This window comes from Novosphingobium sp. ERN07 (assembly GCF_012641335.1).
GTDB lineage: Bacteria > Pseudomonadota > Alphaproteobacteria > Sphingomonadales > Sphingomonadaceae > Novosphingobium.
Window position 1 is genome coordinate 1 of record NZ_JABAID010000022.1, and the last position, 13,195, is coordinate 13,195.

The 13,195-nt window shown below is 63.0% G+C and carries 12 protein-coding genes; 10 read left to right on the forward strand and 2 right to left on the reverse strand.

Annotated elements, in window-relative coordinates:
- Positions 1-626 precede the first annotated feature (626 nt).
- The 6 genes from HGI47_RS19050 to pcaF all read left to right on the forward strand — a co-directional run bounded on the left by HGI47_RS19050 (position 627) and on the right by pcaF (position 7,955).
- On the forward strand, positions 627-2,141 hold the full coding sequence (locus tag HGI47_RS19050; protein WP_168854367.1) for an amidohydrolase family protein: 1,515 nt from the start codon (positions 627-629) through the stop codon (positions 2,139-2,141).
- A gap of 2 nt (positions 2,142-2,143) precedes the next feature.
- Complete coding sequence (alr, locus tag HGI47_RS19055) at positions 2,144-3,433, forward strand: alanine racemase (protein ID WP_168854368.1); 1,290 nt, start codon at positions 2,144-2,146, stop codon at positions 3,431-3,433.
- Between the two features lie 462 nt (positions 3,434-3,895).
- Positions 3,896-4,998 (forward strand): IS3 family transposase gene (locus HGI47_RS19060; protein ID WP_168854369.1). Its coding sequence is split into 2 segments (ribosomal slippage): positions 3,896-4,157 and positions 4,157-4,998, totalling 1,104 coding nucleotides; the frame shifts between segments, so codons are not numbered across the junction.
- Positions 4,999-5,395: 397 nt separating this feature from the next.
- Complete coding sequence (locus HGI47_RS19065) at positions 5,396-6,106, forward strand: CoA transferase subunit A (protein WP_168854370.1); 711 nt, start codon at positions 5,396-5,398, stop codon at positions 6,104-6,106.
- Positions 6,106-6,756, forward strand: coding sequence for a 3-oxoacid CoA-transferase subunit B (locus HGI47_RS19070; RefSeq protein ID WP_168854371.1), 651 nt, complete (start codon positions 6,106-6,108; stop codon positions 6,754-6,756). Before HGI47_RS19065 ends, HGI47_RS19070 begins: the two co-directional genes overlap by 1 nt.
- Complete coding sequence (pcaF, locus tag HGI47_RS19075) at positions 6,753-7,955, forward strand: 3-oxoadipyl-CoA thiolase (RefSeq protein WP_168854372.1); 1,203 nt, start codon at positions 6,753-6,755, stop codon at positions 7,953-7,955. The genes HGI47_RS19070 and pcaF overlap by 4 nt, the downstream gene beginning before the upstream one ends.
- A 6-nt stretch (positions 7,956-7,961) precedes the next feature.
- Here the strand turns inward: pcaF and HGI47_RS19080 are convergent, their stop codons facing one another.
- On the reverse strand, positions 7,962-8,573 hold the full coding sequence (locus HGI47_RS19080) for a TetR/AcrR family transcriptional regulator (RefSeq protein WP_168854373.1): 612 nt from the start codon (positions 8,571-8,573) through the stop codon (positions 7,962-7,964).
- A gap of 8 nt (positions 8,574-8,581) precedes the next feature.
- Positions 8,582-9,292 (reverse strand): TetR/AcrR family transcriptional regulator, encoded by a 711-nt coding sequence (locus tag HGI47_RS19085; RefSeq protein WP_168854374.1) that lies wholly within the window; start codon positions 9,290-9,292, stop codon positions 8,582-8,584.
- Positions 9,293-9,464: 172 nt separating this feature from the next.
- Between HGI47_RS19085 and HGI47_RS19090 the strand changes: the two genes are divergently transcribed.
- The 4 genes from HGI47_RS19090 to HGI47_RS19105 all read left to right on the forward strand — a co-directional run bounded on the left by HGI47_RS19090 (position 9,465) and on the right by HGI47_RS19105 (position 13,194).
- Positions 9,465-10,688 (forward strand): cytochrome P450, encoded by a 1,224-nt coding sequence (locus HGI47_RS19090; RefSeq protein ID WP_168854375.1) that lies wholly within the window; start codon positions 9,465-9,467, stop codon positions 10,686-10,688.
- Positions 10,689-10,708: 20 nt separating this feature from the next.
- The gene (locus tag HGI47_RS19095) at positions 10,709-11,032 is read left to right on the forward strand and encodes a 2Fe-2S iron-sulfur cluster-binding protein (RefSeq protein ID WP_168854376.1); all 324 of its coding nucleotides are present in this window, start codon (positions 10,709-10,711) and stop codon (positions 11,030-11,032) included.
- On the forward strand, positions 11,029-11,856 hold the full coding sequence (locus HGI47_RS19100; protein ID WP_370521794.1) for an SDR family NAD(P)-dependent oxidoreductase: 828 nt from the start codon (positions 11,029-11,031) through the stop codon (positions 11,854-11,856). Before HGI47_RS19095 ends, HGI47_RS19100 begins: the two co-directional genes overlap by 4 nt.
- Positions 11,857-11,997: 141 nt before the next feature.
- Complete coding sequence (locus HGI47_RS19105; RefSeq protein ID WP_168854377.1) at positions 11,998-13,194, forward strand: cytochrome P450; 1,197 nt, start codon at positions 11,998-12,000, stop codon at positions 13,192-13,194.
- The last annotated feature ends 1 nt before the right edge of the window (position 13,195 follow it).

Here is a 13,195-nt window from a genome sequence, read left to right on the forward strand (position 1 = left end):
CTACTTGGCCCAGACCTCAACTTAGGCTCAGGCCGCCGATCACTTGCCAAGCCTCAAAACAAGCGCCACTCCCGCGCCAGCGGGTTCGTACTTGTCCCAGCCCAAGTCTTTCCGCCTTTGCTACAGCCTGCTGAACGAAGGGCAGGAATCGATCACGACAAACTGATGCTCGAACGTCCGGAATCAAGGCGGCATACGCCAGTCGCTGGCCGGTTTCGGAGCGGTCGCTCCAGACCAGACCTGATCGCTGAAATTGGCTGCGTTGAACAGCGAATCTAAGCGAACGCTTGCTGAGGGGAAACCGGAAGTTCAGCAAAGCGCCCCAATTTCGGTCATCGTGGCCCGCCTGCCGATGACCTGAAAGCGGACAGAGTTGCCAATTGGCCCGCGTAGCCGGGTCTGGGACTAGGCGACCATTCGGATCGTGCTCAACGGATGACTCGTCATGGATGAAGCGGAAGTTCGACCGATCAGTCATAGGCCCAAAACCAGTGTGTCTGGCCTCGTCCCAGCGTGCAACAAAAATTGTGAGAATGATCGCAATGGTTTAGGCGGCAATCGCGATGGCCTTACACTTGCCAGTTCCGGCCCGCCTGCGTCAGTCACCAGCGCAGGAGGGTAATTCCATGCGCGAAGTACTGCTGATGCTGGCTGTCGGTCTGTGTGCGAGTGTGTCGGTGCAGGCTTCGACGTTGGTCACCGGAGCCATGGTGATCGACGGCACCGGCGCGCCGGGGCGTGAAGCTGCCGTGCGAATTGACGGGGACCGTATCATTGCGATCGGCCCGCTCAAGCCGCGCAAGGGCGAGACGGTGATCGATGGGCGCGGCCTTGTCCTTGCGCCCGGCTTCATCGATGCGCACAGCCACCATGACCGGGGCGACTATTCCGACCCTGCCATACCGCCGGTCGTGGCACAGGGCGTGACGACCATCGTCATCGGGCAGGACGGCGACAGCGACGCACCCTTTGCCGAAGTCGCCGCAAAATTCAGGATGCATCCCGCCGCCATAAACGTTGCCAGCTACACCGGACATGGCCTGCTCCGCGAGCGAGTCATGGGCACGGATTACAAGCGGGACGCCACGCCTGCCGAAGTGACGGCGATGCAAAAGCTGCTGGCAGCAGACATGGCAGCCGGCTCGCTCGGACTGTCCACCGGGCTAGAATACGATCCCGGTATCTATTCGGCACATGAAGAGGTGCTGATGTTGGCCCGCACGGCGGCAGCAGGCGGTGGGCGCTACATAAGCCACATGCGCAACGAAGATGTCACTTTCGAGGCCGCGCTCGACGAGTTGCTCGACATCGGCCGCAAGACCGGCATCCCGGTGCAGGTCTCGCACATCAAGCTTGGCGTGGTCGACAAGTGGGGCACCGCCAAGGATGTTCTGGCGAAGCTCGATGCGGCGCGCGCGCATGGCATCAAGGTGACGGCGGACGTCTATCCTTACGAATACTGGCAATCGACCTTGACCGTGCTGTTCCCCAAGCGCGATTACACCGACATTGAGGCCGCCCGCTTTGCCCTGACCCATCTGACCACGCCACAGGGCATGCTGCTCGGTTTCTATGCGCCCGATCCCTCACTTGTCGGCAAAACGATTGCGGATGTGGCGGTGATGCGCGGCGAGGAGCCGGCGAAGACCTACCTCTGGTTGATCCAGACAGCCGAGGCTTGGCGCGCAGGCCACCCCGAAGGCGGGCGGGCGGAGGCGGTGATCGGCACCGCGATGGACCCGCGCGACGTCGCGGACTTCATCGCCTGGGACCACAGCGTGATCTGCTCGGACGGTGCCATTGGCTCGCGTCACCCGCGCGGAGCGGGAGCCTTTGCCAAAATCCTGCGGCTCTACGTGCGCGAACAGAAGCGGCTGACGTTGGCCCAGGCGGTCCACAAGATGACTGGCCAGACCGCCGAACAACTCGGCATCGCCGGGCGCGGTTTGATCAAGCCCGGCTATAAGGCAGACCTCGTTCTGTTCGATCCCGAGCGGGTTGCGGACCGGGCGACCGTCGAGAATCCCGCCGCCCCGGCCGAGGGCGTGGTGCTGGTCATAGTCAACGGCACAGTTGTCGCGCGCGATGGCAAGCCGACCGGTGCCAATCCCGGACAGTTCCTGCAGCGTGGGGCAAAGTGACAATGCAGCGTCGGCGTTTTATGCAGGCGGGTGGCGGTGCTCTTGTTGCGATAGCGGCGCAGGCTGCCGCCGCGCCGGTCCTCTCGCCCGACAATTTCGGCCTAACTGCTCGGTCGGCATCCCGCCGCAACGGCTGGATCGAGGTCGACGCCCAGGCATTCGAGGCGAACGTGCTCGCTGTGCGACAACTTCTGGGGCCTGTCGGCCTCTGCGCGGTGATGAAGGCCGATGCCTATGGCAATGGCATCGCGTTACTGATGCCTTCGATCCGCAAGCTGGGCATCACAGAAGTGGCCATCACCGCCAACGACGAGGCTCGGGTGGCACGGGCGCTGGGGTATCGCGGACGTCTTTTGCGCATCCGCGCCGCCGCACCCGTGGAAATGGAAGACGGCCTCACCTTCGGGATCGAGGAGATCATCGCCAACGCCGACGCGGCACAGCGCCTAGCCTTGATGTGGCGCAAGCGCGGAGGCCGCAAGCCTTTGCCGGTGCAACTCGCGCTCAATTCCGGCGGCATGTCGCGCAACGGGCTGGAGCTGTCGTGCTCGTGGGGCAAGGCCGATGCCCGTGCGTTGCTCGGCATCGGAGGCCTTTCTGTTTGCGGCGTGATGACCCATTACCCGAGCGAGGCGGCCGATGACATCCTCGCCCAGCTCGCTCGCTTTGAAGCGGATATTGCCTGGCTGCAGGCCGAAGGGCTACTCGGCAAAGACGCCGTCCGGCACACTGCAAACTCGTTTGCCACGCTTGAGCACCCGACAACGCGGCTCGACATGGTGCGGGTCGGCGGGCTGCTCTATGGCGATCCCGGCAGCGTTAAGACCGACGCTTTTGCACCGACGATAACGATTAAGTCACGCGTGGCGGCAGTGAACCATTTTCCCGCCGGACAGACGGTCAATTACGACCGCACCTACCGGCTTGAGCGCGAAAGCTGGCTTGCCAACATTCCGATGGGCTATTCGGACGGATACCGCCGCGCCTTCAGTCATGCCAATCGCCCGGAGTTTGCCAGCGAGGTAGCAAACCAGACCGAGGTGTTGATCGGCGGACGGCGCTTTCCGCTGGTCGGCAGGGTAACGATGAACACGCTGCTGGCCGACGTAACCGGCTTTCAGGATGCGATTGCCCTCGGAGACGAGGTCGTGCTGTTCGGTGCCCAAGGGCTTGAGCGGATCACTCAGGGTGAGTTTGAACGCAACAGCGCGTCTTATGGCCCCGAAATTCTCTCAGTGCTCGGCGCTACTTTGCCACGCGTGTTGGCGTCGCAAGGGAAGGCACGAGCTTGAAAGGAGGGGCCTGTCAAGGGCACCCGGTCTGCCGCCGGATGTCCTGATATACGCGATCAGCAGGAGGTTTCACTGACGATTTTCCAAGGTGCATTGGAGCTATGTCGTAGAGACGAAGAAACGTAGATGCCGAATCAATCTGTCTGGAGTAGTGCGTCAAAAGGACGAAGCGAACGTCGCAATCTGGTCGAGGATTCCCGTTGCCTAGGCCACATTGGAGGGCCGCTATCCACATCTTGCCGCCAAGAACCCGCCATTCGGCCTCCAGCCCTGTTGCGGTCATGATTCCGGTCCGACGGACCGCTCGCTGAGCGTCAGCTTTCGGCGATGGACGTACCGTTGACCCGTCGCGAGTGAATTGCTCGTTTTTCTCAAAACCTCGTGATCTGATCCCGGAAAACTGGATCGTTTCGAGTTAGAGTTTTTCGCCGTACTCTCCCTGGCTGGGAGGAGCGAAAGACGATGAAGGCATCGAGGTTTTCTGACGCCCAGAAGGCGTTCATCCTGAAGCAGGGCGCGGACGGCGTTCCAGTTGCGGACATCTGCCGCAGGGCCGGGATCAGCCAGGCGACGTACTTCAACTGGAAGAAGAAATACGACGGCATGCTTCCACCGGATATGCGCCGGTTGAAGCAGCTCGAGGACGAGAACGGTAAGCTGCGCAAGCTCGTGGCGGATGTCTCGCTCGACAAGGAGATGCTGCAGGATGTCATCCGCCGAAAATTGTAAGGCCTGCTCGTAAACGCGAGCTGGTGAACGGGGTTCGCAGTGACTGGGGCGTGTCTATCCGCCGGGCTTGCCGGATTCTGGAGATGGACACCTCGACCTATCACTACAAATCCCGCCGCCGCGAGCAGGCCGGCATCGAAGCCCGCATCCGTGAGATCTGCGAGACCCGCGTCCGCTATGGGTATCGCCGCCTCCACGTTCTTCTTCGCCGTGAGGGCTGGGAGATCAACATGAAGCGAACGCACAGGATTTACAACGAGTTGGGCCTCCAACTCCGCAACAAGACACCGAAGCGCAGGGTGAAGGCAAAGCTGAGGGAAGACCGCTGCGCGGCCTCGCGCGTGAATGATGTTTGGGCCATGGACTTCGTCCATGACCAGCTGGCTACCGGCCGGAAGATCCGGGTCCTGACGGTCGTGGACACGTTCTCACGCTTCTCGCCGGTGCTCGATCCACGGTTCAGCTACCGCGGTGAGGACGTCGTCCAGACCCTTCAGGCGACCTGCGCCGTGGTTGGCTATCCAAAGTCGATCCGGGTCGACCAGGGCTCCGAGTTCGTCAGCCGGGACCTCGACCTGTGGGCGTACATCAACGGGGTGACGCTGGACTTCTCCCGGCCCGGCAAGCCCACGGATAATGCCTACATCGAAGCGTTCAACGGGCGCTTCCGGGCCGAGTGCCTGAACACCCACTGGTTCCTGACACTTGCAGATGCCCGCGAAAAGTTGGAGGAGTGGCGCAGATACTACAACGAGGATCGGCCACACGGTGCCATTGACAACAAGCCCCCGATCACGCTGATAGATCCCGGTGACGCACCCAGCCCGTCACCGTGACCCTGGCCGGGAAACTCCAACCCGGAGTGGTCCAGAGAATGGTGTCGGATCACCAGCCCGACCTCCTGCAGACGCCAGACCAGGTCGGCAATGTTCCGTTAATGGCGCAACGCCAGATCTCTCAGGCTCTGGGGCAGATCCAAGCCTTCAAATTGTTCCATCATGGGTTGCGTTCCCGGCCGTGTGTCTTTGAAAAATTCCCTGCGTCTGAAAGGTTTAAGGATGTCTGAAGCTTTCGAGACATCTGCGTTCAAGAAGGCGGACGGCGAGAAAGGCGTTCAAGGCGGGCGTTTTTGCGATGCCGAAACCGCAGTATCGATTGCCATGTCGCAGAGTTCGCCATAAGAACTGGTCGATTAATGATCATTATGAGCGATAATCGCTCAATGAGGTGCGCGTGACCAGCAAGATCTATTCCGACCCTGGCGCGGCGCTTGCCGGGCTGTTGCACGATGGCATGACCATAATGTCCGGAGGTTTCGGTCTATCCGGCAATCCGGAAAGCCTGATTCCCGAAATCCGCAAGGCGCGCGTGAAAGACCTCACCGTCATATCGAACAATGCCGGTGCTGAAGGATTTGGTTTGTGGATGCTGCTGGAAACGCGGCAGATCAGCCGTATGATCGCGTCCTACGTGGGCGAGAACAAGTTGTTCGAGCAACAGTACCTGTCAGGTGAGCTGGAACTGGAGCTGACCCCGCAAGGTACGCTGGCAGAACGCATCCGCGCGGGCGGGGCGGGCATTCCTGCATTCTATACCAGAACCGGTGTCGGCACCGTGGTGGCCGAAGGCAAGCCGACCGAGGTGCTCGAGGGCGAGGAGTACGTTCGCGAAACTTGGCTGCGCGCCGACCTTTCGATCATAAAGGCCTGGCGGGCCGATCCCGAGGGCAATCTCATGTTCCGCAAGACCGCGCGCAATTTCAACCCTAACATGGCGACCGCAGGCAAGGTCACCGTAGTGGAGGTGGAGGAGATCGTCCCCGCCGGCACATTGGATCCCGACTGCATCCACACGCCGGGCATCTATGTCGACCGCATCGTGCTTTCCACCATCAACGAAAAGCGCATCGAAAAGCTGACGACGCGCGCGAAGGCGGTGGCGTGATGGCCTGGACCCGCGATGAAATGGCTGCCCGCGCAGCGCGGGAACTGCGCGACGGGTTCTACGTGAACCTCGGCATCGGCATTCCCACGCTGGTGGCGAACTACGTGCCAAGCGGCATCGAGGTGACGCTCCAGTCCGAAAACGGGATGTTGGGCATCGGTCCGTTTCCGTTCGAGGGCGAGGCGGACCCTGACCTCATCAACGCGGGCAAGCAGACGGTGACAGCGCTGCCGACATCCAGCTTCTTTTCCTCGGCCGACAGCTTCGCGATGATCCGGGGCGGCCATATCGACATGGCCGTGCTCGGGGCAATGGAAGTTGCCGCCAATGGCGATCTGGCCAACTGGACTATCCCCGGAAAGATGGTGAAGGGCATGGGCGGTGCCATGGATCTTGTTGCGGGAGTGAAGCGCATCGTGGTGGTGATGGACCACTGCGCAAAGGACGGCAGCCCCAAGATCCTGGAGCGTTGCACCCTGCCGCTGACCGGAAAGGGTGTGGTCGATCTGGTGATTACCGATCTCGCGGTGATCGCGGTCGATCGTCAGGGCGGCGGGTTGACCCTGCTGGAATGCGCACCGGGCGTTGCCGCTGACGAGGTAGTGGCGCGCACCGGCGCTCCGTTGCGCATCGTGGAGGCCCGATCATGAGCGCGGCATTCGTCTGCGATGCCGTCCGCACCCCCATCGGGCGCCTGAACGGCAGCCTGTCCACAGTGCGGGCCGACGATCTGGCCGCGCTGCCGCTGCGAGCGCTCATGGAGCGGAATGCAGGCGTGGACTGGGCGGCAGTGGACGACGTGATCCTGGGCTGCGCCAACCAGGCGGGCGAGGACAACCGCAATCTCGCGCGCATGGCTGCGCTGCTGGCGGGCCTGCCCACCGAAGTGCCCGGCGTAACAGTCAACCGGCTGTGCGGATCAGGCCTCAATGCCGTGGGCATTGCCGCACAGGCGATCCGCGCCGGTGATGCCGACCTGATCGTGGCTGGCGGGGCAGAGAGCATGACCCGCGCGCCCTATGTACTGGGCAAGGCCGGTGCTGCATTCGGCCGCGACCAGAAGATCGAGGACACGACGCTGGGCTGGCGCTTCGTCAACCCCGCAATGAAGGCGGTCCATGGCGTGGATACCATGCCGCAAACCGCCGAGAACGTCGCCGCCGAATGGGGCGTTTCGCGTGAGGCGCAGGATGCCTTTGCGCTGGCCTCGCAGGAAAAGGCTGCGCAGGCGCAGGCATCTGGCCGTTTCGCGTCCGAGATCGTGCCCGTGGCCATCGCGCAGAAGAAGGGTGAACCACTGCTGTTCGCCGCTGACGAGCACCTGCGCGCCACGACGCTCGACATGCTTGCCGCACTCAAGCCGGTTGTGCGCGCCGATGGAACGATCACGGCGGGCAACGCCTCTGGCCTGAACGACGGCGCTGCGGCGATGATCGTTGCAAGCGAGCGGGCCGCACGCGCGCACGGACTGACGCCGCGAGCGCGCTTGGTGGGCATGGCTTCGGCTGGCGTGGCTCCGCGCGTGATGGGCATCGGCCCGGTCGACGCCGCGCGCCGCCTGTTTGCGCGGACCGGCCTGTCGATGGCGGACATGGACGTGATAGAACTGAACGAGGCTTTCGCCGCGCAGGCCATCGCAAGTCTGCGCGATCTCGCGGTCGATCCTTCCGATCCGCGCGTCAACCCCAATGGCGGTGCCATTGCGCTTGGCCACCCGCTGGGCATGAGCGGCGCGCGCCTTGCACAGACGGCGGTGGAAGAACTGCACCGCTCCGCGGGCCGCTATGCGCTGGCGTTCATGTGTGTCGGGGTGGGGCAGGGAATTGCCGCGATCTTCGAACGGGTCTGACCGCGTTCAGCCGCCGCTCGGCCTTTGCAAAAGCGGAGCGACGGTGAAGCGGCTTATCAATCGGCGCAGGTCCGGCTCGCCAAGCCCGCCTTCGGCAAGGCGGACCTGCAGCACGGATTGCATCATCAGCAGCCAGCCCACGATCTCGTCCAGCGTGATGTCCTCGGCCAGATGCCCGGCTTCGCGGGCGCGCTCCATCAGTTCGTGCCAGTAGCTGACATTGAGCTGGTAAGCGCGGCTGCGCGGGTTGGTCACCACGGCCTGAAGCGTGGGTGAACCCACGATCTGGCGCAGATATGGATTGCGGTTGCCTTCGGTGATGATGACGAACAGCGCCTCGGAAACCAGGCTGGCGAAATCGTCGGCCTTGCCGACGCGCTTGCGCACCACCTGGTTGATGCTGACTGCTTCGCGACAGCAGACGGCGTCCAGCAGGTCATCCTTGCCAGCGAAGTGACGATAGACCGACTGCCTCGAAACCTTGGCGGTGCGGGCAACGTCGTCCATTGTCGTCTTGCCCACGCCAAAACGTTCGAAGCAGGCGAATGCCGCGTCGAGGATGCGTTGCTCGATCGTGGTGGTCGCTTCGGGCGCGGCGTGGCTGCGGGTGGATGTCATGCCTTTCCTTATGTGCCTTGGGGACCATCGGGCAACCGTCCGGGCGGGAGTGCCACGCGCTGGCCCTCCAGATACCCCATGATGAAGCCGCAGATCTGCTCCACCAGATCGTCGGCACCGATCCCCTCGGGCGCATCGCGCACATGGCGGCGCATCAGCGCGTGGATCAGCGTTTCGATGTAGAACACGTGCGCCTCCATCCGCGAGAGATCGTATTCGGGGTGATGGCTCAGGTACAGGCGGATGTTGCCCCGGTTCAGCACTTCCAGCGAGGTGTAGCGGATCACCTGCTCGATCCGTGGAACCTGCAGCGGCAAGTCGATCAGCACGAGGCGATTGCGGGTGTAAATGTCCAGCAGCCGCCGGATGGCGATCTTCAGCGCTTCACGCAGCGAGCGGTCCAGCACTTCGATGGTGGACAGGCGGATATCCTTGGCAGCGTCGGTGGAAACGCGTTCGTACCAGGCCAGCAGGATCGCTTCGCAGGTGGGAAAGTACTGGTAGAGCGAGCCGATGCTGACCCCGGCCCGCTCCGCGATCATGCGGGTGTTGAGCGCATCGAATTCATGCGCAGCGGCCAGTCGTTCAGTAGCTTCGAAGATGGCGTCTACCGTGTTCCGCGCGCGCATCTGCTGCGGCAGGCGGCGGCGGTGAAGCGCTTTTCGCGGGAGCGGTTCGCCGGTGCGCGGCGCGGGGGTGTTGTTGGTCTGTACGCTCATGAAAGCTCTTTGCCAAAACGCGAATAGAATGTGAACAACATTCTTATTATAACCGCATCAGTTATCGAGTCCGGACCGATCCGGCGAGTGTCGTCCCCTTGCCGGACGCTGCGATAGCGGGGGCGGAACCAAGGGCCGGAGCAGCAATCCGGCAGGATGAAAGGCGATGCAGATGGCAGTTTCGACCAACACCGTGTCTGAAGGCGTGGCTCGTGCGCCGGTGTGCGACTGGGACATCTATACCCAGCCCGAACTGCTCGAGGACATTCACCTTGGCTGGCATTCGTTGCACGAAAGCGCGCCGGATATCTTCTGGACGCCGCGCAACGGCGGGCACTGGGTCATTACCCGGTATGAGGATCAGGTGAAGGTGCTGACCGATCCGGAGCACTTTTCCAGTCGTGAATTGCACATTCCGCCGATGAACAACGGCGTCATGATGATTCCGCTCAATCTCGATCCGCCCGAGCACACCCGCTACCGCGCGGTGCTGATGAAGCATTTCGGCCCCGGCCCGATCGCGCGCATGGAGCCCAAGCTGGTGGCATGGGCCAATCGCCTGATCGACAGGGTCATCGCCGATGGGCAATGCGATTTCACCGAAACGCTGGGGGCGGGATTCCCGGTCTCGGTGTTCATGGAACTGGCCGGGATGCCGCTCGACCGGTTCGACGAATTCCGCAGTATCGTGCTTGAATACTTCAGCAACATCACACCCGAACGGCGCGGTCAGTTGCAGGACCGGATATTCACAATCTGGCGCGAGCTGTTCGACGAAAAGCGCCGCAATCCGGCGGACGATCTCGCTACCAGCCTGATCGAGGCCGAGGTGCGCGGGCGCAAGCTGACGCAGGATGAGCTGGAGTCGATCGGCTACCTGCTGTTCCTCGGCGGGCTGGACACGGTCGCCAATGCGCTGACCTTCTCTTTCCGCAATCTTGCTCAGCGCCCCGATCTGCAGGCGAGACTCGTGGCCGAGCCTGAAAAGCTACCCGACTACGTCGAGGAATCGCTGCGCCGCTTCGCTGTCGTCAACCAGACGCGCATCGTGAAGAAGGATATCGAGATCAAGGGCGCGCAATTCCGCGAAGGGCAGATGCTCATCTGCCCGCTGACGAGCGCCGGGCTGGATGAACGGCGCAATCCCGATCCCGAGGCATTCGACATCGACCGCCCGGATCGCGGCCACATCACCTTTTCCATCGGTGCGCACACCTGCATCGGCAATATGCTGGCGCGGCTGGAAATGCGCGTGTTCACGCGCGAATGGCTCAAGCGCATCGCGAACTTCACGCTCGATGGCGCGGACAAGCCTTCGTGGCGCCCGGGCATGGTCATGGCGCTGGAGCACCTGAAGCTGAAGTGGGACGCACGTCCGACCGATGCAGCGGCCTGACCGGACGAAGGAGGAACATGATGTCCAAGCTGACAGTCACGCTGCGTTCGGGCGAGCGCCGTGAAATCGAGGGCAAGGTCGGGGAAACGGTAAAGGCAGTCATTCTCGATGCCGGGATCTACGAAGTGCACGGCATCACCAACTGCGGCGGTTGCTGCTCCTGCGGGACATGCCATGTGATCTTCGACGATACGGTAGCGGAACTGCTGCCCGCACCCGAGGAATGCGAACTCGATCTGCTGGATATCGTGCCTGATCGCGCGGCGGGATCGCGGCTGGCATGCCAGGTACAGTTCACGGACCTCCTCGATGGTGCAGCCGTGCGCATCGGGTCTGGCGAGTGAGCACGCCACACCCCGCGGTAGTGGCCGCGCGGATGGCAGGTCGCTGCGTGGTGGTCACCGGCGCTGCATCGCCGCGCGGTATCGGCTTTGCCACGGCAGCCCGGCTCGCCGCCGAAGGCGCAAGCGTGGTGATGACCGACATCGATGGCGAGGCGGTGCGGGCAAGGGCGGATGAACTGCAGGCGCAGGGTTTCGCGGCCACGGGTCTGGCGCAGGACGTGACCGACGAGGCCGGGTGGGACAGCCTGATCGCCGACGTCGTGGCGCGCTCGGGCCGGATCGACGGGCTGGTCAACAACGCAGGCATCGTCATGCTCGCACCAGTGGAGGAGACCGGTCTCGATGCCTGGAACCGGCAGGTGGAGATCAATCTGACAGGCGTTTTCCTGGGCTGCCGGGCTGCCATGCGCCGGATGACTGCACAGGTCGGCGATGGGGCTGACGGCGGGGCTGGCGGCGAGGTCGGTGGGGGCGTCATCGTCAACGTGGCGTCGGTGGCGGGATTGGTCGGGATGCGCCGCACGGCCGCCTACGCTGCCAGCAAGGGCGGAGTACGCCTGCTGTCGAAGACGTTGGCACTGGAGGGTGCGCCGCACCGTATCCGAGTCAATTCGGTGTACCCCGGCGTAATCGAAACCGACATCCAGCAAGGCGTGCGCAGTGCAAACCCGTCGGATTCCGCCGCGATCTCCGCTGCCGTACCGCTTGGCCGCACGGGCCATCCGAATGACCTTGCGGCGGCCATTGCGTTTCTTCTGTCTGACGATGCCGCCTATGTCACCGGGGCCGAACTGGTCGTCGATGGAGGCCTGACCGCGCAGTGATGCGGTCACTGCGTCCGCTTGCGGGCGGTGGGGCCTTCCATGCTTTTCGGATCGTGATTGACAAGCGGACAAGTATTTTGCCAACGTGCGATCATAAAACAATCGTGCGTTAATCGATCAAATTGCTATGGTGAGGATGGGATGACGGACGAAGTGCAAACGCTCGACACCTTTGATATTCACGCCGTCAATGCGCGCGCAGGCGCCGAATGCCTCTGGGCGCAGATGCGCGACATGACCGGGCTCTATCATAGCGACCGTTACGGCGGATACTATGTCGCCGCACGGTATGACGACGTGCTCAAGGTGCTGACCAACCCCAAGGTATTCTCGTCGGCGCGCGGCATCACTCTGCCGCCTCCCACGGCCATCCGCTCCATGCACGTGCCCGCGGAAGTCGATCCCCCAATGCACGGGCAGTATCGCGCGCTGCTGATGCCCTTTGTCACGCCTGAACAGGCGCGCCGACGCGAGCCTGCCATCCGCGCCATCGCGCGCGAACTGGTTGCTGCCATTCCGGATGGAGAGCCGGTCGACTTTGTCCGTGCCCTTGCGCGCCCGTTGCCGATCCGCGTCACGCTGGCCTTCATGGACCTGCCCGACGCCGACGCGCCCGATCTGGAAGACCTCGTCGAGGCGCTGCACCGCGATGTGGCCACGGGCGTTTCAAGCGGGGCAATCAACCGGCTGGAGGACTACGCACGGCTCGCGCTCAACCGTCGCCGTGCCACGGCCATCCGAGCCGACGAAGACCTGCTCTCATCCATCGTGCTGGGCGAGGTTGCGGGACGTCCGCTGACCGAGGAGGAACAGGTATCCATGGTCCGCCTGTTGCTGATCGGTGGTTTCGACACGACGTCCGCGACGCTTGCGGAAACCGCACGCTGGCTGGCAACCAACCCTGATGAAGCCGCAAGCCTTCGCGCAGATCCGACGCAGATTCCCGCAGTGGTTGAAGAACTGGTGCGCTTCACCTCGCCCGCGACCTATTTGCGGCGCGAAGTGACAGAGCCGGTGGAACTGGGCGGAACGATGCTGAAGCCAGGAGATTCCGTGCTGGTTGCATTTGGCGCGGCCAACCGCGACGTCACGCGCTTTGCCTGTCCGGATGCAATCGATCCGCATCGCAAGCCCAACCCGCATCTGGGCTTTGGCGCGGGCAACCACCGCTGTATCGGATCGTTCATCGGCAAGGCCGAACTGAAGGTGGCGTTCGAGGAAATGCTCGCCGCCTTCTCTGATTTCCGCATTGATGAGAGTCGCCCCATCCGTCACCTCAGCGGGTTGGGGCAGGGCATCATCGCGCTGCCGATGGTCTTTACCCGCGCGCGTAACTGAC

Coding starts and splice junctions, on each gene's coding strand:
- HGI47_RS19050 (WP_168854367.1), top strand. CDS start 627: ATGCGCGAAGTACTGCTGATGCTGGCTGTCGGTCTGTGTGCGAGTGTG.
- alr (WP_168854368.1), top strand. CDS start 2,144: ATGCAGCGTCGGCGTTTTATGCAGGCGGGTGGCGGTGCTCTTGTTGCG.
- HGI47_RS19070 (WP_168854371.1), top strand. CDS start 6,106: ATGGCCTGGACCCGCGATGAAATGGCTGCCCGCGCAGCGCGGGAACTG.
- pcaF (WP_168854372.1), top strand. CDS start 6,753: ATGAGCGCGGCATTCGTCTGCGATGCCGTCCGCACCCCCATCGGGCGC.
- HGI47_RS19080 (WP_168854373.1), bottom strand. CDS start 8,573: ATGACATCCACCCGCAGCCACGCCGCGCCCGAAGCGACCACCACGATC.
- HGI47_RS19085 (WP_168854374.1), bottom strand. CDS start 9,292: ATGAGCGTACAGACCAACAACACCCCCGCGCCGCGCACCGGCGAACCG.
- HGI47_RS19090 (WP_168854375.1), top strand. CDS start 9,465: ATGGCAGTTTCGACCAACACCGTGTCTGAAGGCGTGGCTCGTGCGCCG.
- HGI47_RS19095 (WP_168854376.1), top strand. CDS start 10,709: ATGTCCAAGCTGACAGTCACGCTGCGTTCGGGCGAGCGCCGTGAAATC.
- HGI47_RS19105 (WP_168854377.1), top strand. CDS start 11,998: ATGACGGACGAAGTGCAAACGCTCGACACCTTTGATATTCACGCCGTC.